This window comes from Allobosea sp. P4_E12 (assembly GCF_056401655.1).
This window is the reverse complement of the sequence record NZ_JBFUIY010000039.1, coordinates 1-24,083: the sequence shown is the minus strand read 5'-3', so window position 1 is coordinate 24,083 and position 24,083 is coordinate 1. Positions and strand designations below refer to the sequence as shown.

General features: G+C 65.1%; 22 protein-coding genes and 1 pseudogene. 12 read left to right on the top strand and 11 right to left on the bottom strand.

Annotation, left to right across the window (positions count from 1 at the left end):
• Positions 1-49 precede the first annotated feature (49 nt).
• Both rlmN and AC1DW9_RS31085 read right to left on the bottom strand, forming a co-directional pair.
• Positions 50-1,273, bottom strand: coding sequence for a dual-specificity RNA methyltransferase RlmN (gene rlmN / locus AC1DW9_RS31090; protein WP_441508245.1), 1,224 nt, complete (start codon positions 1,271-1,273; stop codon positions 50-52).
• 102 nt (positions 1,274-1,375) lie between these two features.
• A complete protein-coding gene (locus tag AC1DW9_RS31085; protein ID WP_084651246.1) occupies positions 1,376-1,969 on the bottom strand; it encodes a hypothetical protein in 594 nt (197 codons plus the stop codon).
• A 243-nt stretch (positions 1,970-2,212) separates the two neighbouring features.
• Between AC1DW9_RS31085 and AC1DW9_RS31080 the strand changes: the two genes are divergently transcribed.
• Positions 2,213-3,187 carry an NADPH:quinone oxidoreductase family protein gene (locus tag AC1DW9_RS31080; RefSeq protein WP_441508244.1) on the top strand — a complete coding sequence of 325 codons (975 nt, stop codon included), beginning with the start codon at positions 2,213-2,215 and terminating at the stop codon, positions 3,185-3,187.
• Between the two features lie 7 nt (positions 3,188-3,194).
• On the opposite strand, the gene AC1DW9_RS31075 is transcribed toward AC1DW9_RS31080, so the two are convergent.
• Positions 3,195-3,569: a YkvA family protein gene (locus tag AC1DW9_RS31075; RefSeq protein WP_069878622.1), complete on the bottom strand. Its 375-nt coding sequence runs from the start codon at positions 3,567-3,569 to the stop codon at positions 3,195-3,197.
• A 177-nt stretch (positions 3,570-3,746) separates the two neighbouring features.
• Between AC1DW9_RS31075 and AC1DW9_RS31070 the strand changes: the two genes are divergently transcribed.
• On the top strand, positions 3,747-4,532 hold the full coding sequence (locus tag AC1DW9_RS31070; protein ID WP_441493305.1) for an SDR family NAD(P)-dependent oxidoreductase: 786 nt from the start codon (positions 3,747-3,749) through the stop codon (positions 4,530-4,532).
• A gap of 195 nt (positions 4,533-4,727) precedes the next feature.
• Here AC1DW9_RS31070 and AC1DW9_RS31065 read toward each other — a convergent pair whose 3' ends face one another.
• Together AC1DW9_RS31065 and ftsY are read right to left on the bottom strand one after the other, a co-directional pair.
• The gene (locus AC1DW9_RS31065; protein ID WP_441493304.1) at positions 4,728-5,354 is read right to left on the bottom strand and encodes a septation protein A; all 627 of its coding nucleotides are present in this window, start codon (positions 5,352-5,354) and stop codon (positions 4,728-4,730) included.
• Positions 5,351-6,574: a signal recognition particle-docking protein FtsY gene (gene ftsY / locus AC1DW9_RS31060; protein WP_476776989.1), complete on the bottom strand. Its 1,224-nt coding sequence runs from the start codon at positions 6,572-6,574 to the stop codon at positions 5,351-5,353. The genes AC1DW9_RS31065 and ftsY overlap by 4 nt, the downstream gene beginning before the upstream one ends.
• 71 nt (positions 6,575-6,645) lie before the next feature.
• Here ftsY and AC1DW9_RS31055 point away from each other — a divergent pair, with 71 nt between their 5' ends.
• The 3 genes from AC1DW9_RS31055 to AC1DW9_RS31045 all read left to right on the top strand — a co-directional run bounded on the left by AC1DW9_RS31055 (position 6,646) and on the right by AC1DW9_RS31045 (position 9,296).
• Complete coding sequence (locus tag AC1DW9_RS31055; RefSeq protein WP_441508242.1) at positions 6,646-7,431, top strand: RluA family pseudouridine synthase; 786 nt, start codon at positions 6,646-6,648, stop codon at positions 7,429-7,431.
• 63 nt (positions 7,432-7,494) lie between these two features.
• Positions 7,495-8,133 carry a DUF6875 domain-containing protein gene (locus tag AC1DW9_RS31050; RefSeq protein WP_441508241.1) on the top strand — a complete coding sequence of 213 codons (639 nt, stop codon included), beginning with the start codon at positions 7,495-7,497 and terminating at the stop codon, positions 8,131-8,133.
• Positions 8,133-9,296: a GNAT family N-acetyltransferase gene (locus AC1DW9_RS31045; protein WP_476855283.1), complete on the top strand. Its 1,164-nt coding sequence runs from the start codon at positions 8,133-8,135 to the stop codon at positions 9,294-9,296. Before AC1DW9_RS31050 ends, AC1DW9_RS31045 begins: the two co-directional genes overlap by 1 nt.
• Here AC1DW9_RS31045 and AC1DW9_RS31040 read toward each other — a convergent pair whose 3' ends face one another.
• The 4 genes from AC1DW9_RS31040 to AC1DW9_RS31025 form a co-directional block, all read right to left on the bottom strand.
• Positions 9,297-9,587 carry a 4a-hydroxytetrahydrobiopterin dehydratase gene (locus AC1DW9_RS31040; protein ID WP_043237017.1) on the bottom strand — a complete coding sequence of 97 codons (291 nt, stop codon included), beginning with the start codon at positions 9,585-9,587 and terminating at the stop codon, positions 9,297-9,299. It abuts the gene before it with no gap.
• A gap of 2 nt (positions 9,588-9,589) precedes the next feature.
• Positions 9,590-10,168: an RNA 2',3'-cyclic phosphodiesterase gene (thpR, locus tag AC1DW9_RS31035; RefSeq protein ID WP_441493299.1), complete on the bottom strand. Its 579-nt coding sequence runs from the start codon at positions 10,166-10,168 to the stop codon at positions 9,590-9,592.
• A gap of 109 nt (positions 10,169-10,277) precedes the next feature.
• The gene (locus tag AC1DW9_RS31030; RefSeq protein ID WP_441508239.1) at positions 10,278-11,333 is read right to left on the bottom strand and encodes an aldo/keto reductase; all 1,056 of its coding nucleotides are present in this window, start codon (positions 11,331-11,333) and stop codon (positions 10,278-10,280) included.
• A gap of 122 nt (positions 11,334-11,455) precedes the next feature.
• Positions 11,456-12,043 carry an arylesterase gene (locus AC1DW9_RS31025; RefSeq protein WP_441493297.1) on the bottom strand — a complete coding sequence of 196 codons (588 nt, stop codon included), beginning with the start codon at positions 12,041-12,043 and terminating at the stop codon, positions 11,456-11,458.
• Positions 12,044-12,235: 192 nt separating this feature from the next.
• Between AC1DW9_RS31025 and AC1DW9_RS31020 the strand changes: the two genes are divergently transcribed.
• From AC1DW9_RS31020 to AC1DW9_RS31005, 4 genes are all read left to right on the top strand, one after another.
• A complete protein-coding gene (locus AC1DW9_RS31020; protein WP_069878613.1) occupies positions 12,236-12,937 on the top strand; it encodes an ABC transporter ATP-binding protein in 702 nt (233 codons plus the stop codon).
• A gap of 9 nt (positions 12,938-12,946) precedes the next feature.
• Positions 12,947-15,535 (top strand): ABC transporter permease, encoded by a 2,589-nt coding sequence (locus AC1DW9_RS31015; RefSeq protein ID WP_441508238.1) that lies wholly within the window; start codon positions 12,947-12,949, stop codon positions 15,533-15,535.
• Between the two features lie 220 nt (positions 15,536-15,755).
• The gene (locus AC1DW9_RS31010; RefSeq protein WP_476776988.1) at positions 15,756-16,529 is read left to right on the top strand and encodes a Bax inhibitor-1/YccA family protein; all 774 of its coding nucleotides are present in this window, start codon (positions 15,756-15,758) and stop codon (positions 16,527-16,529) included.
• Between the two features lie 86 nt (positions 16,530-16,615).
• Entirely contained in the window at positions 16,616-17,164 is a 549-nt protein-coding gene (locus AC1DW9_RS31005; protein ID WP_441493294.1) for a GNAT family N-acetyltransferase, read from the top strand.
• On the opposite strand, the gene AC1DW9_RS31000 is transcribed toward AC1DW9_RS31005, so the two are convergent.
• Both AC1DW9_RS31000 and AC1DW9_RS30995 read right to left on the bottom strand, forming a co-directional pair.
• Entirely contained in the window at positions 17,148-17,516 is a 369-nt protein-coding gene (locus tag AC1DW9_RS31000; protein ID WP_113513467.1) for a DUF2794 domain-containing protein, read from the bottom strand. The genes AC1DW9_RS31005 and AC1DW9_RS31000 overlap by 17 nt on opposite strands.
• A gap of 336 nt (positions 17,517-17,852) precedes the next feature.
• Positions 17,853-18,401 carry a peroxidase-related enzyme gene (locus tag AC1DW9_RS30995; RefSeq protein WP_441493328.1) on the bottom strand — a complete coding sequence of 183 codons (549 nt, stop codon included), beginning with the start codon at positions 18,399-18,401 and terminating at the stop codon, positions 17,853-17,855.
• 224 nt (positions 18,402-18,625) lie between these two features.
• Between AC1DW9_RS30995 and AC1DW9_RS30990 the strand changes: the two genes are divergently transcribed.
• The 3 genes and pseudogenes from AC1DW9_RS30990 to AC1DW9_RS30980 all read left to right on the top strand — a co-directional run.
• Complete coding sequence (locus tag AC1DW9_RS30990) at positions 18,626-23,470, top strand: NAD-glutamate dehydrogenase (protein WP_476776987.1); 4,845 nt, start codon at positions 18,626-18,628, stop codon at positions 23,468-23,470.
• Between the two features lie 9 nt (positions 23,471-23,479).
• Positions 23,480-23,677 carry a Trm112 family protein gene (locus AC1DW9_RS30985; RefSeq protein WP_476855282.1) on the top strand — a complete coding sequence of 66 codons (198 nt, stop codon included), beginning with the start codon at positions 23,480-23,482 and terminating at the stop codon, positions 23,675-23,677.
• A 231-nt stretch (positions 23,678-23,908) separates the two neighbouring features.
• A pseudogene (locus AC1DW9_RS30980) lies at positions 23,909-24,083 on the top strand (IS5/IS1182 family transposase); the annotation flags it as partial.

The window sequence follows — 24,083 nt, the reverse complement described above, 5'->3', positions numbered from 1 at the left end:
TCGCAACGAGCAACGCGAATGGAATCAACAGCAGCCAACGCAGCATATGTCAGCCCGCCAGCGCCGCAGCTTCGGCCTCGCTCTGCTCCAGCATCAGCCGGGCACGCGCCGAGAGCTTTTCAGTCTCGCTCTTGAGCTGGCCGCAGGCGGCGAGGATGTCGCGCCCGCGTGGCGTACGCACCGGCGAGGCATAGCCTGCGCGGTAGACGATCTCGGAGAAGCGCTCGATCCGGTCCCAGTCAGAGCATTCATAGCGCGTGCCGGGCCAGGGATTGAACGGGATCAGGTTGATCTTGGCCGGAATGCCCTTGAGCAGCCTGACGAGCTCGCGCGCCTCGGCATCGCTGTCGTTGACGCCCTTCAGCATCACGTATTCGAAGGTGATGCGCTTGGCGTTCGACAGGCCGGGATAGTTGCGGCAAGCTTCGAGCAGGTCGCGGATCGGATACTTCTTGTTCAGCGGCACCAGTTCATTGCGCAGGTCGTCGCGCACGGCATGCAGCGAGATCGCCAGCATCGTGCCCATCTCCGCGCCGAGCGCTTCGATCTGCGGCACCACGCCGGAGGTCGAAACCGTGATGCGGCGACGGCCGAGTGATAAGCCCTCATTGTCCGAGATCACGTCGATCGCATCGCGGACGCCGTCGAAATTGTAGAGCGGCTCGCCCATGCCCATGAAGACGATGTTCGAGACGAAGCGGCCACCATCATTCGGCACGAAGGCACCCTCGGGCGGGGTGCGCCCGGGGAAGTCGCCGAGACGATCGCGCGCCACCATCAGCTGCGCCACGATCTCCTCGGTGGTGAGGTTGCGCACCAGGCGCTGCGTACCGGTGTGGCAGAAGGTGCAGCTGAGCGTGCAGCCGACCTGGCTCGAGACACAGAGCGTGCCGCGGTCGACCTCGGGGATATAGACGCATTCGATCTCGGCACCGCGATCGCGTGCACCGACCGGAGGCATCCGCAGCAGCCATTTGCGTGTGCCGTCGCTCGAGACCTGCTCGGCTGTAACCTCCGGCAGATCGAGCGTGAAGCGCTCGGCCAGCGCAGCGCGCAAGACCTTGCTGATCGTCGTCATCGCGGAGAAATCGCGGACGCCGTAATGATAGATCCAGTTCCAGAGCTGGCCGACGCGCATGCGTCGCTCCCTCTCGGAAACGCCGATTTCAGCCAGCGCATCGGACAGGCCGGCGCGTGTGCGCCCGACCAGCGAGGCAGGTCGCAAAACGGGTTCGGCCGCCGGAGCGGGGGAAGCAGGGACGGACAGGGACATCGGAACTCGGGCTCAAGCGGGCATCATGCGCCCGCGCTCAGCGGGCTCATATCATAATCCGCATAAAGCGCGAAATCGGCGGAAATGCGCCGCCTGCCCGCGCTACTTGCAGGCGTCTTCGGCGCGCTTGACGATCTGGTTGAGGCCGGCGAGCGAATATTTGTCGCTGGTCGGATTGCCGCGTTTCGACATGCCCTTGACCTCGAGGCTCGCGCCCTTGCGCAGCGCGTCGAGCATGCGGCCTTCCTCAGCCGGGTTCTTGAGCCACATGTTCTGGCCCTTTGCGACCAGCGCGAAGCGCTCATTGCCGATGATCGCCTGATGCTCGACATCTTCCTTGAGGTCGAAATTCATCACCAGGCTGATCTCGTTGCGCACCCCTTCGGTGGGGCGGCTGGAGACGAAGAGCATGCCTTCGACATCCTTGAGATTGGCGGGAATGCGGGTTTCCGCCTTGGAAAGCGCGTAGCAGACCTTGGATCGCCCCTGCTGCGACGAGAAAGCCTGCCACTTTCCGGCCGTCTCGAGCAGCATCGCCTGGGCCTGGCCCGAAGCCGCAGCGCGTTGGGCCGGAGCAGGCGCTCGCTGCGCCTGGGCCGGGGAAATCAGAAACGGCAAAGCCAGCGCGACCAGCGCCGAAGCCAGTTTCGCATGCCGGGTGGCGGTGACGCCGGTTCGGAAGTAGTTGAGAATCATCGACCGCCATCAATCAGCAGAAATGTTAACAGCATCTCTATTTCCGAAGCATTTTGCGCGGAATCTCAAGAATGCCTGAACCATAGGATGTCACGATCCTGGCGAAAATGCGAATATGACGCTGCCGCGAACAAGGTTCCGTCCGCACCGGGGCCGTGGCACAATCCGCCGGGAAACAGGCGGTGACCAGCGTTGTCCGGATGGTATCGCGGGCACAAGCCAGGCTGAGGACGGTGCGACGAGATGAAAGCACTGCTTTGCGAGACCCACGGGCCGGCAGAAAACCTGGTGATCCGTGAACTGCCCGATCCGAAGCCGGGCCCAGGCGAGGTCGTCATCACCGTCAAGGCGGCGGCGCTGAACTTCTTCGACACGCTGATCATCCAGAATCGCTACCAGACCAAGCCGCCCCTGCCCTTCTCGCCAGCAGGCGAATGCGCGGGCATCATCAGCGCGATCGGCCGCGATGTCGAAGGCTGGCGCATCGGCGAGCGTGTCGCCGTATGGCTCGGGCATGGTGGAGCGCGTGAAAAGGTCGCGGTCTCCTCTCGGGCGATCGTACGCGTGCCGGATACCCTTGATGACGCGCAGGCCGCCGGGCTTTTCGTGACCTATGGCACCGCGATGCACGGTCTCATCCAGCGCGCCGGGCTCAAGGCCGGCGAAACACTGGCCATTCTCGGCGCAGGCGGCGGCGCCGGCCTGGCCGCCGTCGAGATCGGCGCCTTGCTCGGCGGCCATGTCATCGCCTGCGCCTCATCGCCGGAGAAGCTGGCGCTGGCACGTGAACATGGCGCCCAGGAGGAGATCGACTACAGCATCGAGGATGTGAAGGCGGGCCTGCGCCGCCTGACGGAGAATCGTGGCGTCGACGTGCTCTACGACACGGTTGGCGGCGATCTCGCCGAGCCGGCATTGCGCGCCATGGCCTGGGAGGGGCGCTACCTCGTTGTTGGCTTTGCCGGCGGCGCGATCCCGAAGATTCCACTCAACCTGCTGCTCCTCAGGAGCTGCGACCTGCGCGGCGTGTTCTGGGGTGAGTTCGTCGCGCGCGAACCGGCGGCGCATCGCCGCAACATGGAACGACTGCTGGAATGGGCCGCAGCCGGGCGCATCAGCGCCCATGTCCACGCCACCTTCCCGCTCGAACGCGCTGCGGAAGCGTTTGCGATGATCGGGGATCGCAAGGCGCAGGGCAAAATCGTCCTGACGCCCTGAACGGGGCTCAAAGCCCCGCCAGCGTGTCCTGCGCCTTCTGGCGATGCTCCGGCGTGATCGACCCCGCGACCGCGGCGATCGCAGCCGCCATCACGGCCGCATCGTCGCTAAAGCCAAGGATCGGCATGATGTCGGGAATCGCATCGATCGGCAGCACGAAATAGCCGAGCGCGGCCAGCAATGTCAGCCGGACACGCCGGGGCGTCGCCGGATCGCGGGTGCAGAAATAGGCTGCCAGCAGATCCTCGGCAAAGGGGATGCGCTTGGCGACCCGCTTGAGAAGGCTCATCAGATCGGCGCCGAAACGCGCTTCGTCGCGCAGGCTCCGCCGGATCGCCGCCATCTCTTCGGCGCTGAAACGCGAACTGAAACCCTCGCTCATTCCTCACTCCGTGGAAGGACCTGAAAACCCCGGCCCAGTGCGGAATACACATTTCCCACGCCGAAAATGTGGCCCCGGACGCAAGGCTGCACAAGGGTTGCGCCAAGAATCGTCCTTGGAGCAGCCGATGGCGCGGATTAAGGCTGGTCCAGCCATTTTTGCGAACAGGGACCTGACATGAAGCTCGATTCGTCCATCGCGGCCGTCGTCACCGGCGGCGCGTCCGGCCTCGGCGAAGGCACCGCACGCATGCTCGCCTCCCAGGGCGCSAAGGTCGCCATCTTCGACATGAATGCCGAGCGCGGCAAACAGGTGGCGAGCGAAATCGGCGGCATCTTTGCCCTTTGCGATGTCTCGAACGATGCCTCGGTCGACGAAGCCCTGCTCACGGCTCGTCAGGCGCATGGCATCGAGCGCATCCTGGTGAATTGCGCCGGAATCGCCCCGGGCCGCCGTGTCGTCTCGAAGAAGCGGGAGACCGGCGAACTCGTGGCCCACGACCTCGCGACCTTCGAGAAGACGCTCGCCGTCAATCTCGCCGGCACTTTCCGCATGATCGCACGCTCGGCGCTCGCACTCGCCGCGGAGCCACCGGTCACGCCCGATGGCGGGCGCGGAGTCTTCATCTGCACGGCTTCGGTCGCGGCCGAGGATGGCCAGATCGGCCAGGCGGCCTATTCCGCCTCGAAGGGCGGCATTGTCGGCATGACCCTACCGATCGCGCGTGACCTCGCCCAGCTTGGCATCCGCGTCATGACGATCATGCCCGGCCTGTTCGAGACTCCGATGTTCGCGTCGGTACCGGACGACTATCGCCAGGCGCTGGAAGCCTCGATCCCGCATCCCTCGCGCCTCGGCCGCCCCGCCGAATATGCCGCGCTGGTCAGGAGCATCGTCGAGAACGACATGCTGAACGGCACGGCAATCCGCCTCGATGGCGCGATCCGGCTGGCACCGAAATAGCGCGCTGCGTCAAATAATCCTGAAGACCTTGCACCCGTCTTGTCGCGGTAGAGGTCCCACCGCATCGCGTCGCCGCCTCGTGCTTACGCCCGAGGCTCAAGGGAGCGCGGCGCAGAACATGGCGCCAGCCTCTTCATCGCTGGCGGACGAGGCCACAACGCAGCGGGCAGCCGTGCCGCCCCTTGCAGGGACGCCCTATTTTCCGGGCGTCGCTGGCGGCTTGATCTCATGCTTCAGGATCAGCGGCGTCTGAGCCAGGGCAAAGGCCATGGTCAGCGGCATCACGCCCCAGACCTTGAAGGCGACCCAGAAATCCTGCGTCTGCGTACGCCAGACGATCTCGTTCAACGCGGCAAGGACGAAGAAGAACAGGCCCCAGCGGAAGGTGAGCTTGCGCCAGCCCTCCTCGTCGAGCTGCAGGACAGTTTCGAGCACCAGCGCCAGCAGCGAACGCCCGAAGAACAGTCCGCCAAGCAGGATGCAGCCGAACAGCGTGTTGACGATGGTCGGCTTCACCTTGATGAAGAAGGCATCGTCGAGCGCCAGCGTCAGCCCACCAAAGACCGTCACCACGACCGCGTTTACGATCGCCATGCGCGGCAGATGGTGGAGCAACACACGCGACAGGGCGAGCGAGACAAGCGACGCCACGATGAAGATGCCGGTCGCAACAAAGATGCGCCGGTCTTCGGCGACGCCGAACAGGCGGTCGCCATAGGAGTTGGCGAAAAAGAAGATGGCCAGCGGCCCGAACTCGAGGCCGAGCTTGAGCAGCGGGTTAACGCCCTTGTCCTTAGTCGTCTCGGCCAGACTCTCGCTCACGCGGCTTCTCCCAATCCAGCAACCGCTCGTGCAAAATCACGTGCGGAGAATGGTTCCAGATCCTCGACACTCTCGCCGACGCCGATGAAATGCACCGGCAAGCCAAACTGGGCGGCGAGCGCCACGAGGATGCCGCCACGCGCCGTGCCGTCGAGCTTCGTCATCACCAGCCCGGTCACGCCAGCCGTCTCGCGAAAGGCCTCGACCTGCGAGATCGCATTCTGGCCCACCGTCGCGTCGAGCACCAGCAAGGCTGCATGCGGCGCCTCCGCGTCGAGCTTGCGGATCACCCGCACCACTTTGGCGAGCTCGTCCATCAACCCTGCCTTGTTCTGCAGCCGGCCGGCCGTGTCCACGAGAAGGATATCGACCCCGTTGGCCCTGGCTTTCTGCAGCGCCTCAAAGGCCAAACCCGACGCATCCGCACCCTGCTGACCAAATACAACCTCCGCACCCGTGCGCTCGCCCCAGACCTTGAGCTGCTCGATCGCAGCTGCGCGGAACGTATCGCCCGCAGCGAGCATCACCGACTTGCCTTCGGCACGGAATTTCGCAGCCAGCTTGCCGATCGTCGTCGTCTTGCCGGAGCCATTAACCCCGACCATCAGGATCACGAACGGCTTTTTCGTGGCATCGATCGTCAAGGGGTGCGCCACCGGCGTCAGAATGCTCTCGACCTCGCGCGCCAGGATGGCCTTCACCTCCTCCGGCTCGATCTGCTTGTCATAGCGTCCCTCGCCCACCGCCTTGGCGACGCGCGCCGAGGTGGCGAGGCCAAGATCGGCCTGGATCAGGATGTCTTCGAGATCCTCCAGCGTCGCGGCATTGAGCTTGCGCTTGGTGAAGAGCTCCGTGATGCCGGTGGTCAGCGCCGAGGAGGTACGGGAGAGCCCGTCCGCCAGCCTGCGCCACCAGCTGCGCTTCGGCTGCGGCGCCGGGCTCGGCTCCGCGGTCTGTCCGGATGCCATGGGCGAAACCGGCGCGGGCTCCGGTTCGGCTTCAACCTCCGGCGTCGCGATCGGCAAGGGCGCAGCCTCGCCGATCAGCAGATCGGGGGCGATTGGGGCATCGGGTACAGCGTCAGGAGCCGGCTCGGCTGCGGCATCCGGCAAATCCGGGGAGGGCTCGGCTGCGCTCTCAGGAGCGGGCTTGGACTGTTCCTGCTCCAGCCCGAACAGCCTCGAAAAGAAGCCGCGCTTTTTCGGTTCGCTCTCGCTCATCACTCGTCCCGTCATCCTGCAGGCCAGGCGCCCGAGTTGCGCCACACCGCTGGTTTGGATAGCGCAATGCCATGAGCAGACCGGATCAACCAGCAATTTCGCGCGAGACCCCAGAAGCCGCCCTGCCGGTGCCACTGCTCTATCGCGACGCGATGATGCTGGTGATCGACAAGCCCGCCGGCCTGCCCTCGCATCGCGGCCCGCAGGCAAAGCGCCGCGTCATTCCCGTGCTGACCGATTATCTCGACGCCCTGCGCTTTGGTCTGCCGCGACGGCCAGAAGCCGCCCACCGGCTCGACAAGGATACGTCCGGCTGCCTCATCCTCGGCCGCCACCCACGCGCAATGGCCGAGCTCAACCAGCTGTTCCGCGACGGCCGCATCGACAAGACCTATTGGGCTATCGTCGAGGGCGCCCCGCAGGACGACGAAGGCATGATCGATCTGCCCCTCGCCAGGCGCTCTCCCGAACGCGGCTGGTGGATGAAGGTCGACCCGGAGGGATTGCCTTCACAAACCCGTTATCGGGTGCTGGGTCGCGCGGAGGGTTTGACATGGCTCGAACTCGAGCCGCTCACCGGCCGCACGCATCAATTGCGGGTGCATTGCGCGGCCTCCGGCTGGCCGATGCTGGGCGACGAAGTCTACGGCTCGGCGCCGCGGGACGGCGGACCTGGACTCCAGCTCCATGCCCGCGCTGTCAGCGTTCCGCTCTATCGCAAGCGCGAGCCGGTCAGAGTCGAGGCGCCCCCGCCTTCGCACATGCTGGAGGCGCTTGGGCGCTGCGGCTGGAGCAAATCTTTCGGGAATCCTAACGCCGCTGTCGAACAGGGCGAACCGTCATCAACCCTTCGCTAATTTGAGCTTGCTATCGCTAGGGAACAGCAACCGGAGCGTGCATTGATGCCGGAGACAGCGACCTTGAGCAGCAGAGCCAGCCCCGATGGGCTCATGACGCTCGAAGCTGCACGCCAATCCGCGCGTGAGGCCGCCCCGGATGCACCACTGGCGACATTGCTCTCCTGGGTCGAAGACTATCTGATGAGAGGTCATGCCGATCTCGGCAGGACCGGCGCCGTCTGCCCCTTCACACGCCAGGCGGCCCGGCTCGATACGGTCCGCCTCGGCATTTCCAATCAACGCGCCACGGATGAGGATGCGGCCTTCGCCCTGGTTCGGAGCGGTTTCGGTGCACTCGACGCCATCCCCTGCAAGGCCGGCATGCAGCACTTCCGCACGGTGATCATCGGCTTTCCGAAATGCGACAGCCCGGACGGCATCGCCATGCTCAAGCGCGTCCAGGACCGTCACAAATTCTACTCGCTGCGGCGCAACCGCATGATCGGGCTGATGCATGCGACGTCGGAGGCGCCAGGCCTTTGGAATTCGGATTTCCGGCCGCTGCGCGCGCCTCTGCCTGTCATCGCCATCCGCCACATGGTCGAGCATGACGCGCCCTTCGCGGCCAGGCACCCCCTGCTGCTCCTGCCCTATCTCGCCCGCTTCCCGATCACAGGGTCGAGGCGGCTGATCGCGCATCTGCGCGCCGGAGCCCAATGATGAGCAAGCGGCGGGAAGGCTCTGAGATCGGCGGAGCCGTGACGACAGAGGTCATAACCGAGCGCGATGGTTTCCTCGCACTCCAGCCGGAATGGGACGCGTTCTTTGCACGTGCGGCCCTGCCGCATCAGGTCTTCCAGAGCCACGTCTTCCTGAAGCACTGGGCCGCGCATTATCTCGAGGGGCATGGCCGGCTCAGTATCGTCATTGCACGCCGCCACGGTGTCCTTGCGATGATCTGGCCACTCGTCCGGCAGCGCCGCTGCAGCCTCGAGACGCTCCGCTTCATGGGCATCCCGGTCGCGCAGTTCGGTGACATCCTCGTCGAGCCCGGCCCCGACCGCGATACTCTGGTGCGGGCAGCATGGCGCGCCGTGCGCGCACTGGGCGCCGATCTGTTCGAGGCGCGCAAACTGCGAGCAGACTCCATTCTCGCCGCCTCCGGCCTGCTCGGTGAAGCGATGCCGATCGAGCAGCTCAACGCCCCCTTTGCCGATCTGGTCTGGCGGGTCGGCACGAACGGCCCGAGCAGCGCCTACCCGGCCCGCGAGCGCTCGAATTACCGTCGGCGCCTGCGCCGGCTCGAGGAACGCGGCACGATCAGCTTCGAGGCGCCGCCGCCCGGTCCCGCCGCCGCAGCCCTCGCCGGCGACGCCGTGGYGTTCAAGCAAGCCTCGCTGCTGCGCCATGGCACCGTCGCGCCGACGATCGACGATCCTCGCTTCGCGGCCTTCTTTCGGGATTTTGCCGGAGATGCGGACGGGGGGAGTTCGCTGCGCGTCTCCGCAATATGCTGCGATGGCGCCCCGGTCGGCATCGACCTCTCGCTTGACTGCAAGGGCCGCAGCTTCGGCCATGTCCTCGCAGCCCATCCCGATTTCGAGCGGGGCGGCGTCGGCAGCATCCTGATTCATCACAGCTTCGCCAGCGCCAGGGCACGCGGCAATGCCGTGTTCGACCTGCTGGCCCCGTCGGATGCCTACAAGCTCGAACACGCCGACGGGCAGACCGGTGTCAGCGACCTCCTGCTGCCGCTCTCCCTCAAGGGGCGGCTCGCCTGCAGCGTCGGTTTCCAACGCTTGCGGCCCGTTCTGAAGAGCGCGGCCAAGCGACTTCCACCCGGTATTGCGCGCCGTGTCGCGATCTGGGGCAGGGCTGGCTGATCAGCCGGCCATGGCGTCCATGGCGCGGGCGAGCTTGACGTCGAGCTCGGTCAGCCCGCCGGCATCATGCGTAGCCAACGTCACCTCGACCGTCTTGTAGACATTCGACCATTCCGGATGATGGTCCATCCTTTCGGCCAGCAGCGCGACGCGGCTCATCCAGCCGAAGGCCTCATTGAAATCATGGAAGATGAAGCGCTTGGCGATGGCCTCACGACCCTCGACCAGTTTCCAGCCCACCAGCGTCATGAGCGCTTCGTTGCGAGCTTCGGCACTCAGTCGCTTGCGCATGATCATCTCCGCTGGAAATCGCTTCGCGGCAGCCGGTTGGGGTAGGATGGGCCAAGCGGATAGGCGGCCTCAAGCACATAAGGCCCGCCGCCGATCGAATCCCGCGATGACATCAGGGTGAAGCGCCGGGCCGTGAAGGCGATCGGCCGGACGATAGGATGCATCGCCAGATAATGCGCAACCTCGACAGGCGAGGTATCGCGCAGCCGGGCAAGCGTGACATGCGGCACGAATTTGCGCCCTTCCGCCGGTAATCCGAGGCGGCGCATCAGGCGCTCGATATCGGCCTGGAGCTCGCTGAGCTGGCGACTGGGTTGCACCCGCGCAAACACGGCGCGCGGCTTGTCGCCCCCGAAACTGCCCAATGCGTCGAGCGTCACCTCGAAGGGCTGTGTCTGCAGATCGGCGAGAAAGCTGTCGACATCATGGGCCATGCGGCGGTCGACATCGCCGAGGAAGCGCAAGGTAACGTGATAGTCGGCCGGCTCGATCCAGCGCGCACCAACGAGTCCGCCCCGATGCAGCGTCAGCGTCGAGGCGACCTCGGCGGGTATCTCCAGAGCTGTGAACAGCCTCGGCATGGCGAATCAGTGCCAAGTTTTTGTGACTCTGGCGAGACGAAAAGCGATGGAGCGCAGGAAAACCTCTGCAAACCTTCGCCCTCCCGCCCCGCCATGAGCCGCGCTGGTTTCAGGGACAGGGGTTTCCGACCAGTTGGTGAATCGCGTCGATCTTTGCTTCGACCTCGGGCGAAAGTGCGACATCGATCGAACCGATATCGGCCCGCAATTGTTCCATTGTCGTCGCGCCAATGATGTTGGCCGTCACGAAGGGGCGCGAATTGACGTAGGCCAGCGCCATTTGCGCCGGATCCAGACCAGCCTCGCGGGCAACCGCGATATAGCGCTTCACCGCATCTTCCGCGCCGACAGCCTCGTAGCGCTGGCCGCGATTGAACAGCGTCGAGCGCGCGCCGGCCGGCTTGGCACCGTCCAGATATTTGCCGGTGAGGTAGCCCTGGGCCAGCGGCGAATAGGCCAGCAGGCCGACCTGCTCACGCATCGCTATCTCGGCCAACCCCGTCTCAAAGGTACGGTTGAGCAGGTTGTAGGCATTCTGGATCGATTGGACGCGAGGCCCTCCGCGCGCTTCGGAATCGCGCACGAAGCTCATCGTGCCCCAGGCGCTCTCGTTGGAGAGCCCGAGATGACGGATCTTGCCAGCCTTCACGATCTCGCCGAAGGCGTCGAGTTGTTCGGCGATCGGCGTCTCGCCATCGGGCGTTTCGAAAGCGGCCTTGTTGAAGCGCGTTGGATTCGAGCCCCACGGCATCGCACGCTCGGGGAAATGCAGCTGGTAGAGGTCGATATAGTCCGTCTGAAGCCGCTTCAGGCTCTTGTCGACAGCCTCGAAGATCTGCTTGCGGTTGATGCGGGTCGGTCCGCGATCGTCCCGGAACCAGTCATTGGCCGAGCGGCCGACGATCTTGGAGGCCAGGATGACCTTGTCGCGGTTCTTCCGCGCCTTGAACCAACTGCCGATGATCCGCTCCGTCGAGCCCTGCGTCTCCGGCCGCGGCGGAATCGAGTACATTTCTGCCGTATCGAAGAAATTCACGCCCTGCGCGAGAGCGTAGTCCATCTGCTCATGGCCCTCGGCTTCGGTGTTCTGCTGGCCCCAGGTCATGGTTCCAAGGCAAATGACCGAAACCTGGAGGTCGGTGCGCCCAAGACGGCGATATTGCATGGTCAGACAACTCCGGAGATTGCGCGCAGGGGCGCTCATGGGGTGGGAAGCGATTTTCGGGCCGACCGGCATGATGCGAACGCCCTGCTCCGTGGCGGCGCATCGGTCCGGAACGGAAGGGATCAGGATTTCGAGCGGATGGTCTCCAGGAAACGCTCGACCGTCGGCAGAATCCGCTCGACGATGACGCGCACGCCTTCGGCTGTCGGATGCAGCAGATCCGGCTGGTTCAGCGCACGATCGCCCGCAATGCCCTCTAGGAAGAACGGATAGAACACCAGCGCGTGTTTCTCGGCGAGTGCCCTGAACAGCCCGTCGAAACGGCCGGTGTACTCCGCGCCGAGATTGCGCGGCGCATACATCCCGGCCAGCAGCACCGGGATACCGCGCGCTTTCAGCCGCGTGATGATGTCCTCGAGCGCTTTTTCCGTCACCGCCGGATCGAAACCGCGCAGCGCGTCATTGGCGCCAAGCTCGACAATCACACCATCGGTCCCGTCAGGCACCGACCAGTCGAGCCGCTCGAGGCCCCCCTGGGCGACATCGCCCGAGACACCGGCATTGGCGATATCGACGGCATGTCCCTTCTGGCGCAAGGCTTGCTCCAGCACCGCCGGAAATGCCGCGCTCGCTGGCAGGCCATAGCCGGCGCTGAGGCTGTCGCCCAGCACGACAAGCTTGAGCGGGCGCGGTGTCTGGGCTTGTGCCATGGCTGAAACCGGAAGGAGCATCAAAAGCGCCAGCCAAAAGGCCGCAGCGCAAAAAGCACGGGCAAATGATTGGACAAGCGCGCGACCGCGCCCATATCGGGCGGCGGGGCGCAACGCGCCGAGACCCCATCCCCATCGCGATGCGATGCGGATGGACGGCGTCGATGGCATTGAAGACAGGATCATGTGGCGATGAGTGATAAGTCAGCCCCGGCGATCGAATTGCGGGATGTCCATCTTAGTCTGGGGCGTGCAGCCGCCCGCGTCCATATCCTGAAGGGCGTTTCTTTGTCACTGGCTGCCGGCGAGGCGACCGGGCTGGTCGGTCCTTCGGGATCAGGCAAATCCACCCTGTTGATGACGATGGCCGGGCTCGAACGACCCGATTCCGGACTGGTGAAGGTAGCGGGCCAGGATCTTGGTCAGCTCGGGGAAGATGGCCTTGCGGTTTTTCGTGGGCGCCAGATCGGCATCGTCTTTCAGTCCTTCCATCTCGTTCCGACCATGACGGCGCGCGAGAATGTCGCTCTGCCACTCGAACTTGCGGGCGCAGACGATGCGTTCGCCCGGGCGGAAGCCGAGCTGCGCAATGTCGGGCTCGGCGATCGCATGGACCATTATCCGGCCCAGCTCTCCGGCGGCGAGCAGCAGCGTGTCGCGATCGCTCGCGCCGTCGCGCCTGATCCGGCCATTCTCGTCGCCGACGAACCGACCGGCAATCTCGACGAGAGCACCGGCCGCTCGATCGTCGATCTGATCTTCGCGCTGCGCCGCGAGCGGGGCGCCACCCTCGTGCTGGTCACGCATGACCTCTCGCTTGCCGCGGCCTGCGACCGGACGGTGCGCCTGCGCGCCGGGCGGATCGAAGCCGATGCCGATCTCGCCGTCGCCTGAGCCCTCGCCATGCACGCTCCGGTCAAGCCCACCGCTGCCACCCCTCCCCGCTCCCCTTTTGGCCCGGCACTCGCCCTGCGGCTCGCCTGGCGCGATCTGCGTGGTGGCCTGCGCGGTTTCGGCGTCTTCATCGCCTGTCTCGCTCTCGGCGTCATGGCCATCGCAGCCGTCGGCTCGGCGTCGCGCGGCCTGACGGAAGGGTTGCATCGCGAAGGGCGACGCATTCTCGGCGGTGACGTCGCCTTCAGCCTGATCCATCGCGAGGCCACCGCCGTCGAGCGGAGCTTTCTCGAAGGACGTGGCGCCCTCTCGACCATCGCCACGATGCGCGGCATGGCCAATGCCGGCGACAAGGGCGCGGCCCTGATCGAGCTCAAGGCGGTGGATTCCGCCTATCCGAGCATCGGCGAGGTCGTCAGCGAGCCGGCTGGCCCGCTTTCCGATCTGCTGTCCCAGAGCAATGGCAGCTTTGGCGCCATTGCCGATCCCGTGCTGCTTGGTCGCCTCGACCTGAAGATCGGCGACACGATCTCGGTCGGCAGCGCGCGCGTGCAATTGCGCGCCAGCCTCGTCTCAGAGCCGGACAAGATCGCGTCGGGCGTCGGCTTCGGTCCTCGTCTTCTGGTGTCCCAGGACGCATTGCGTGCCACCGGATTGCTCCAGCCGGGCAGCCTGGTGCGCTGGACCTATCGCGTCTCGCTGCCCCCCACGGCGTCCGATGATGCGGCCCTCGAGCGCCTCACCGCCGATGCCGGTCACCAACAGCCGGACGCTGGTTGGGAAATCCGCTCGCGCGCCAATGCCGCGCCGAGCTTTCAGCGCAATCTCGAGCGTTTCACGCAGTTCCTGACCTTGGTCGGACTGACCGCCCTGCTGGTTGGCGGTGTCGGCGTCGCCAATGCGGTGCGCCGCTTCGTCGAGGCCAAGAAGCTCGATTTCGCGACCTTGAAGGCGATCGGCGCAACCGGCGGGCATGTCGTCGCGATCCATCTGACCGAGGTCATGATCGTTGCGGCGCTTGGCATCGCGATCGGTCTTCTGCTGGGCGCCGCCGCGCCCTTCGCGCTCGGCTATGCGCTTCGCGACCTGCTGCCCCTGCCCTTCGAGCCGACATTGGCGCCAGGAGAGCTGGTGATCGCGGCGCTCTATGGCCTGCTGACCGCGCTGGTCTTTGCGATATTGCCGCTCGGCCGGGCGCATGACGTGCCAGTCTCGGCCCTGTTCCGCGACCAGATCGAGCCGGATCTGCGCCGGCCCAGGCTGGTCTATCTCGGTGTTTTCCTTGCGGCTCTCATCGGCCTCGTCGGCGTCGCGGTCGCCTTCGCCTATGACCGCCGCATCGCACTGATCTATATCGCCGTGGCCGCCGGCATCTTCCTGCTGCTGCGCCTCGTCGCCTGGAGTCTGATGGCTCTCGCTCGCCGCAGCCCGCGACCGCGGAACCCGGCCCTGCGGATGGCGCTCGCCAATGCCCATCGCCCCGGCGCATTGACGCCGTCGCTCGTGCTCTCGCTGGGCCTCGGAGTCGCCCTGCTCTCGGCGCTCGCCTTCATCGATGTCAGCCTCACCCGGCAGTTGACCCAGTCGCTGCCGGACAAGGCGCCGAGTTTCTTCTTCCTCGATATCCCGAACGGCCAGAGCGCGCGCTTTGACAGCTTCATCGCCGAAACGAGGCCAGGCGCCACGCTCGAACGCGTCCCGATGATGCGCGGCCGCATCACCAGTCTCAACGGCGTGCGTGCCGAGCAGATCAAGGCCTCCGAGCAGGCAGCCTGGGTCCTGGATGGCGATCGCGGCATCACCTATGCGGAAACCATGCCCGAGGGCTCGATCATCACTGCCGGGGAATGGTGGCCGGCAGGCTACCGCGGCGAACCGCTCGTCTCCTTCGATGCGCCGATCGCCGCCGGGCTTGGGCTCAAGGTCGGCGATAGCGTCACCGTGAACGTGCTGGGCCGCAACATCACGGCGCGGATCGCCAATCTGCGCACCATCGAATGGCGCTCGCTCGGCATCAATTTCGTCATGGTGTTCTCGCCCAACACCTTTGCCGGCGCGCCGCACACCAATCTCGCAACTGTCACCTCCGGGACCGACGCGACGGCCGGCGCCGATGCGCAGCTGCTGCGCCGGCTGGCGGTCGAATTCCCATCGGTCACCGCCGTGCGGGTGAAGGACGCGCTCGAAGCGGTCAACACCATCGTCAGCCAGCTCGCGACCGCGATTCGCGGCGCCTCGGGCCTGGCGATCGCCTCCAGCCTGCTGGTCCTGGCAGGCGCTCTCGCGGCCGGGCAGCATGCGCGGCTATACGACGCGATGATCCTGAAGACGCTCGGCGCGACACGTCGCTTCATACTTTCGTCGTACGCCCTCGAATATGCCGGAATAGGTTTTGTCTCCGCCCTGTTCGGCGTTGTCGCCGGCGCATTGGCAGGCTGGGGGGTCGTCACCCAAGTGATGAAGATAGAATTCGTCAGCGATCCAACCGGCGCGATCCTCGCTGCGACTGCCGCGATCATGGTCACCGTCCTGTTCGGATTGTTCGGAACCCTAAAAATACTATCGAAGGCGCCAGCTTCTCATCTGCGGAATTTATGAGAACTGTCGCTCTTGCCTCCGAGATAGACATGGAGCGTTCGCCGCATTGCATCATTCTGGGGCCCGTGATCTATTCAGGCGGCGCTCTTAACCATGGCGGCCTCTTGTAAGGTCGCTCAATCCCCCTCATATTCCGCGTTGTCGCCACGATTTTGGGCGATGGTGGAGATCGCGGAGGCGATGTCCGCCCCGGAATTCTACCTGTGAGGGAAATCGCTCTATGAGCAACTTCGACCGCAATGCTCCAGTCTGGGGTGCCGGCCGCGCACAGCAGACCAGCGCCGTCGAGATGGATCAGGGCCTGCGCTCGTTCATGCTCGGCGTCTACAACAACATGTCGATCGGTCTGGCCATCACCGGCCTTGCCGCCCTCGGCATCAGCATGCTCGCGATCGGCGGCGTCTCGGCGGAAGGCAAGATCACCGCACTGACCCCGCTCGGCCAGGCCCTTTATCTCAGCCCGCTCAAATGGGTTGTGATGCTGGCCCCGCTCGCCTTCATCTTCTTCTTCTCGTTCAAGGCCGAGAGCATGAGCTCCTCGACCGCGCGCACCATGTTCTTCGCCTTCGCGGCGGTGATGGGCGTGTCGATGTCCTCGATCTTCGTCGTCTTCACCGGCGCGTCGGTCACTCAGGTCTTCTTCATCACGGCCGCCGCCTTCGGCGCGCTCAGCCTTGCCGGCTACACCACGAAGAAGTCGCTTTCGGGCATGGGCTCCTTCCTGATCATGGGCCTGATCGGTCTGGTGATCGCCTCGGTGGTCAACATCTTCCTGGCCTCGAGCGCGCTCTCTTTCGCCATCTCGGCGATCGGCGTGCTGGTCTTCGCCGGCCTGACCGCCTGGGATACCCAGCGCCTGAAGGAGATGTTTCTCTACTCGGATCTGGACGCCGAATCGGCTGCGAAGCTCTCGGTGAACGGCGCTCTGTCGCTCTACCTGAACTTCATCAACATGTTCCAGATGCTGCTTCAGCTGTTTGGCGATCGTCGCTGATCGATCGTCCGCCTTGCGGATCAAGCGAGCCCCGGCTGCAAAGCCGGGGCTTTTCTTTTGCGTTCCTCGCGGTCCATCTTGATCGGATGGACCCCATCACGATCAGGGACGGTCGCATCGACGACATCCCCGTCATCACCACGATCTATGCCGATGCCGTCTCGAACGGCACCGCCTCCTGGGAGCTTGAACCGCCCTCGACCGGCGAGATGCAGCGGCGCTTCGAGGCGCTCGTTGCCGATGGCTATCCCTATCTCGTCGCGACCAGAGGCGAGGATCTGCTCGGTTATGCCTATGCCGGTGCCTATCGCCCGCGCCCGGCCTATCGCAGCACGGTGGAGGACTCGATCTATCTCTCGCGGCAAGCACAGGGCTTCGGCATCGGCCGCGCTCTGCTGAGCGCGCTGATCGCCGCGTGCGAAGTCAGGGGCTTCCGGCAGATGGTCGCGGTCATTGGCGATGGGAACGGCGCCTCGGCCGCCTCGCGCCGGCTGCATGAACACGCCGGATTCGCGCTCATCGGGGTCGCCAGGGCCGTCGGCTACAAGCACGGCCGCTGGCTCGACCAGATGCTGATGCAGAAGGAAATCGGCGACGGCAACCGAACCGCGCCGCCCCTCAACTCACCACGCTGAGCTTCTTGTCGACCACCCGCAGGACACGGCTGAGATCCGAGCCGCGCTTCAGGATCAGCCCGGTCGCCGCGACGATCGAGTACGCGCCCTGGCGCTTGGCAAGGGCGGGATCCTTGACGATCCGGTAGAGCGGGACCTCGGAGGTTCGGCGATAAACCGAGAACTGTGCCTTGTCCTTCAGGAAATCGATGGCGTAGTCGCGCCATTCGCCGGCAGCGACCATCCGGCCGTAGAGATTGAGAAGCTCAGAGAGTTCCCGGCGATCAAAAGTAACGGCCGCCGGCTTGGCCGGACCGGGGAAGGCAACCACCGCCCCGGCCCCGTGCGATTGCGGCGTTTCGCTTTCGCTCATAGCGCCTCCCGATCGGCGGTCGAGCAGGGCCCGATCGCACTTCCCGTTGGGCAGGATGATGCGCCCCGGATGCTGCGCTGGCAAGAGATCGAGGCAGGCCGAAAAGAATCACGCCTTCGTCAGCCACGCCGCATTTTCGCCGCGAACGCGCCAAGCGATGGCCAAGTTGCCGGGCTCAACTCCCCTCGTTGCCTCGACGGCCCGGCCTCATTGAGTTCCGGATACGTCAGCCCCCCAGCCCCCCGGGCTTGGTGAGGTCGGGCCTATCGGTTCGAGGCTACCTCAACGGCTGGCGGTTTCCGCTGGCCGTTTTCTTTTGGCGAAAATGCAGGCTCTTCAGCGGTTTTGTCCGTGATACTGGGCATTTGGCCGCATATCGACGGCCGAGGCCATCCTGTTCGACATGTTGAAGAACGAAGCGACCGCACCGACATCCCAGATGTCACGTTCGCCGAATCCCGCCGCCCGCAACGCCTCGCGATCACCTTCCTCGACGAGATAGGGCGTCTCGCTCAGCTTCACCGCAAAATCGAGCATCGAACGATGGCGGGGCGAGAGCGAGGCAGCGCGATAGTTCATGGCCATCAGCTCGCCGAGCACCGGATCCCCCGAGAGCTGACGGACCGCGGCGCCATGTGCCGTCAGGCAGTAATAGCAACGGTTCACGCTCGACACGGCGACGGCGATCATTTCGCGCTCGAGCTTGGAGAGACCCGAAGGGCCGAGCATCAGGTCGTTGTAGAACGCGGCGAAGGCCGTGAGCTTGGCATCGTCATGGGCGTAGGCCAGCAGCACATACGGCACGAAGCCGAGCTTCTCCTGGCATTTGGCGAAATAGGCCCGATTCTCGGCCGACAGTTCGACTTCCGGCAACGCCAGCGCCATCACCCTTGGCGACTCATCCTGCCGAGTCGGAAGCTCTCCGACCTTCGATTTGTCATGCTTGTTCGACATGGTCCGTTTCCTGATGTGTCGGCGGGGTTGAACTTTCGACAGGATCTGCCGCGATGTTCGCACGGGCGCCCTTGTTCGTGTGCATGATGCGACGAAAGTTGAAAGGCGCCGCAGCCTATGTCATCGCTGCGGCAAAATAACTGAGGGTTCTGGGGATGGTTAAACGAGTGACGAATGCAACGATCGAGGCTCTGGCCGCGGTCGAGGCCGCAGCCTCCCAGAGCGGAACCGGCATGCCGGCGGAGTTTCCGAAGCTGCTCTATGGCCGCGTCGTTGCCGAAGATATCGTCGCACTCCCGCCGGATCTCCTCGCCCGTGCCGCTGCCGCCGCCTACAAGCATCTGACCGCGAAGCGCCGGCCCGGCACGCCGAATCTGCGTTTCCGGGACGAGGCGTTCAGCGAGCATGGCCGCGAACGCCAGATCACGATTCTCGAGGTCGTGAACGATAACAAGGCTTTCCTGCTCGATTCGACGCTGGCTGAGCTGACCGAGCAGGGTTACGAGCCTCGCCTCGTCGCCCACCCCATCCTGGCGGTCGTGCGCGATGCCGACGGCGCTTTTCACTCGCTTGCAGGCGAAGCGACCGGACGGGCTCCGGAAGGCGCTCGCCGCGAAAGCCTGATCCATATCCATCTCGACCGTATCGACACGCCCGAGGCGCGCGAGCGCCTGAAGACCGGTCTTGAGCGGGTCTATGTCGATGTCGGCCTAGCGGTCGACGATTGGGCGGCCATGCGCGGGCGAATCACCGAGGTGATTCAAGCCTATCGCTCCAACCCGCCCCCGCTTGCCGAGGACGAGGTCGCTGAGGCCCTGCAATTCCTCGAATGGATCGCCGGCGACAATTTCACGCTTCTCGGCATTCGAGCCTACCGTTTCCCGGGCGGTGATGCGGCTGCCGACCCGATCGACAGCTCGGGTCTCGGCATCCTGCGCGATCCCTCCGTGCGCATGCTGCGCAAGAATCGCGAAATGGTGGTGATGACGCCGGAGATTCGCGCCTTCCTCGCCAAACCGCAGGCGCTGATCATCACCAAGGCCAACGTCAAGAGCCGCGTGCATCGCCGCGTCCATCTCGACTATATCGGCGTCAAGCTGTTCACACCTGATGGCCATCTCGACGGCGAGATGCGCATCGTCGGCCTGCTGACCTCCAATGCCTATACGGGCAGCGCCCGCGCCATTCCCTATCTGCGGCTCAAGGTCGCGCGCGTCGCCAAGAACACGGGCTTCGACGCGGCGAGCTATTCCGGCCGCGCGCTGCTCAACGTGCTCGATGCCTTTCCGCGCGACGAGCTTTTCCAGATCGACGGCGAGACACTCGAACGCTTCGCGCTCGATATCCTGCAGCTGACCGAGCGCCCGCGCATCCGCGCGCTGGCCCGGGTCGACGAGTTCGACCGCTTCGTCTCGATCCTCGTCTTCATTCCGAAGGATCGCTACGACACGCAGGTCCGCCGTCGCGTCGGCGAATTCCTGGCGCGGATCTATGAGGGGCGCCTGTCGGCCGCTTACCCGGCCTATCCGGAAGGCCCGCTGTCCCGCACCCATTACATCATCGGCCGCGACGAAGGCCGCACACCAAGGGTCGATCGCGCCACGCTGGAAGCCGGCATTGCTGCGATCGTCCGAACCTGGGCGGATGGCCTCAAGGACGTTCTCGACGAGCAGAAGGCGGGCCCGGCAGCGCGGTCGCTGACCGAGCGCTATGCCGAGGCCTTTGGCGCGGCCTATCGCGAGCGCTTCTCGGCAACCGATGCGCTCGAAGACATCGACATGCTGCAGAAGCTCACCCCGGAGCGGTCGCGCGCGGTCAATCTCTATCGCCGCGAGGGCGATACCGCGGCGCGGGCCAATCTCAAGGTCTTCTCGAGTGGTTCGCCGATCTCCCTCTCCGCCCGCGTGCCGGTGCTCGAGAACATGGGCTTCCGCGTCGTCAACGAGCGGACCTTCAACCTGACGCCGGCAGCCAATGGAGTTGAAGCGCCTGAGGCCGCCCGTGTCTGGCTGCACGACATGACGCTTGAGCGTGCCGGCGGAGGCGAAATCGATGTCGCCCGCCTCGATCCGACGATCGAAGCAGCGCTGATGGCCCAGTTCCGTGGGCTGGCGGAATCGGACCGTTTTGACCAGCTCGTCCTTGCCGCCGGAATCGCCTGGCGCGAGGCGGCGCTGCTGCGTGCGCTCGGGCGCTATCTCAGGCAGGTCGGCGCGCCCTACGCCCAGGACTACATCGCCGATGCGCTGACCCGACACCCCGGCATCGCCTCGAAGCTGATCGCCTATTTCGTCGCCAAATTCGACCCGCATTTCGATGCGAGCAAGCGCGAGAAGGCGATGCAGGCCGAGCGTGACAGCATCGAAGCCGCGCTCAACGACGTCACCAGCCTAGACGAGGACCGCATTCTGCGGCGCCTGGTCAACCTGATCGAAGCGGCGCTGCGCACCAATTTCTTCCAGATCGGCCCGGATGGCTATCCGCGCAGCACGATCTCACTGAAATTCGAATGCGCCAGGCTCGACGATCTGCCGCTGCCGCATCCGCTCTACGAGATCTTCGTCTATTCGCCCCGCGTCGAGGGTGTGCACCTGCGCTTCGGCAAGGTCGCGCGCGGCGGCCTGCGCTGGTCCGACCGGCCGCAGGATTTCCGCACCGAGGTGCTGGGCCTGGTCAAGGCTCAGCAGGTGAAGAACGCCGTGATCGTTCCGGTCGGCGCCAAGGGCGGCTTCTTCCCCAAGCAGTTGCCGCCGGCGAGTGATCGCCAGGCCTGGATCGCGGAAGGCACCGAGAGCTACCGCATCTTCGTCCGCACCCTGCTGGAGCTCACCGACAATCTCGACGGCGAGACGGTCATTCCGCCGGCCGACACCGTGCGCCATGATGGCGATGATCCCTATCTCGTCGTCGCCGCCGACAAGGGCACCGCAACCTTCTCCGATATCGCGAACGCGCTTTCGATCGAGAAGGGACATTGGCTCGGCGATGCCTTCGCCTCTGGCGGCAGCCAGGGCTATGACCACAAGAAGATGGGCATCACCGCACGTGGCGCCTGGGAGGCCGTGAAGCGGCATTTTCGCGAGATCGACATCGACATCCAGTCGACCCCCTTCTCGGTGGCGGGTGTCGGCGACATGTCGGGCGACGTCTTCGGCAACGGCATGCTGCTCTCGCCGGCGATCAGGCTTGTGGCCGCCTTCGACCACCGCGACATCTTCCTCGATCCGGAGCCCGATCTGGCAGCGTCACACGCCGAACGCCAGCGCCTGTTCGCGCTGCCCCGCTCCTCGTGGCAGGACTACGACAAGTCGCTGATCTCCAAGGGCGGCGGCGTATTCTCGCGCCAGGCCAAGAGCATCCCACTCTCCCCGGTGCTGCGCGCGCTGCTTGATCTCGACAAGGCGGAAGTCACCCCGCCCGAACTGATGACCGCAATCCTCAAGGCGCGGGTCGACCTGCTCTGGTTCGGCGGCATCGGCACCTATATCCGAGCCACCGACGAGACCGATGCCCAGGTCGGCGACCGCGCCAATGACGCGATCCGGATTGCGGGCGCCGATCTGCGGGCCCGTGTCGTCGGCGAAGGCGCCAATCTGGGCTGCACCCAGCGCGGACGCATCGAAGCCGCCCGCAACGGCATCAGGATCAACACCGATGCCATCGACAACTCCGCCGGCGTCAACACCTCCGACGTCGAGGTCAATATCAAGATCGCACTCGCGGGCCCTGTCCGCGACGGGCGCCTGCCTGAGAAGAAGCGCAACGCCCTGCTCGTCGACATGACCGATGAGGTCGGCCTCCTCGTCCTGCGCAACAACTACCTGCAGACGCTGGCGCTTTCGCTGACCGAGGCTCAGGGCGCGACGGCAACGCCCGCGCTGCGTCGCCTGATGCTGACGCTGGAAGCCCAGGGCCGCCTCGATCGCTCGGTCGAGTTCCTGCCGACCGATATGGTGCTGGCCGAGCGCGAGAAGCGCGGCGAGGGCCTGACCCGGCCGGAGCTTGCCGTGCTGCTGGCCTATGCCAAGCTCGCGCTGCACGATGCCTTGCTCGAATCGGCCATTCCGGACGATCTCTATCTCAACAACGAGCTCGCCCGTTATTTCCCGAAGGCGCTGCGCGACAAATACGGCGCCGAGATTGCCAGCCACAAGCTGCGTCGCGAGATCGTCGCAACCCAGCTCGCCAACGCCATCATCAACCGTGGCGGCCCGGCCATCGTCTCGACCCTGGCCGGCCAGACACGCGCCGACGCACCGGCGATCGCCGCGGCCTACGCCATTGCGCGTGACTCCTTCGATCTGATCGCCCTGAACGGGGCGATCGATGCGCTCGACGCCAAGATCCCGGGCAAGACCCAGATCGGTCTCTATGCCGCGGCCCAGGAACTCGTCACCGATCGGATGAGCTGGTTCCTGCGTCGGGGCGTCGCCAAACCGGGCTCCATCGAGCAAACGGTTGCGCATTACGCGAGGGGCGTCTCCGCACTCGCCGGCGAACTCGACAGCCTGCTGCCCGAGGCAGCCGCCCAGGCGCGTACGGCCCGCATCGCCGTTCTCGTCTCGGAATCAGTGCCCGAAACCCTCGCTGCGCGGATTGCCAGCCTGCCCGCACTTGCCCAGGCGACCGACATCGTCGACATCGCCGACCGGACCAAACAGTCGATTTCCGAGGTGGCGCGGATTCATTTCGGCGCCGATTCGGTCTTCGGCCTGTCCAGCCTGGCGGCAGCAGCAGCAGCCGTACCGGCGACCGACGATTATGAGCGCCTGGCCCGCGACCGCGCCATCGAAACGCTGGTCGATGCTCATGCCGGGTTGACTCAGGAGATCGCCTCGGGCGCAACCGGATCCGACACCCTCGATGGCTGGCTGGCCGAGCGTGGCGCGGAGGCCGATCGCACCCGCGCGACCGTCTCGGCCATCACGATGTCGGGCCTGTCCCTGCCGAAATTGATGGTCGCAGCCGGCATGCTCGCCGATCTTCCGAGAAAGCACTGAGACGAGATCATGACCGAACGCGACATGCCCGCCACCCGGATCGACCCGAAACTGCTCGAGATCCTGGTCTGCCCGGTGACCAAGAGCACGCTCGAATACGACGCAGCAAGGCAGGAGCTGATCAGCCGCCCTGCCAAGCTCGCCTATCCGATCCGCGACGGCRTKCCGATCATGCTGCCGGAAGAGGCACGGCAGATCGAGGGATAGACCCCGCTCTCGAGGCCCACTTCGGAGCGATCAGTGTCATGGTCGGGCCTGTCCGACCACGACGCCTCTTCTTAAAGCATCGGCCCGAAAAGTGGATTGCGGTTTTCGGGAAGGCCGATGCAAAGACAAAGAGTTAGATCATCGGACTGGATACGATATCCGGTCCGATGATCTAGGAGCCCGTCCGAGTAATCCTCTGGACGGGGTGGCTTCGGGATGATTCACTGGCTCATGGCCAAAGTGTTTCGCTCTTGGGATGTCGATCAGGGCTGGCTTTTGCCGCCTTCGCTGCATGAGTTCGTGCCGCCCGGTCACCTGGCGCATTTCGTCCGTGACACGGTGCGCGAAGGGCTCGACCTTTCGGCTATTATCGACAGCTACACCGAGGAGCGCGGCTATCCGCCCT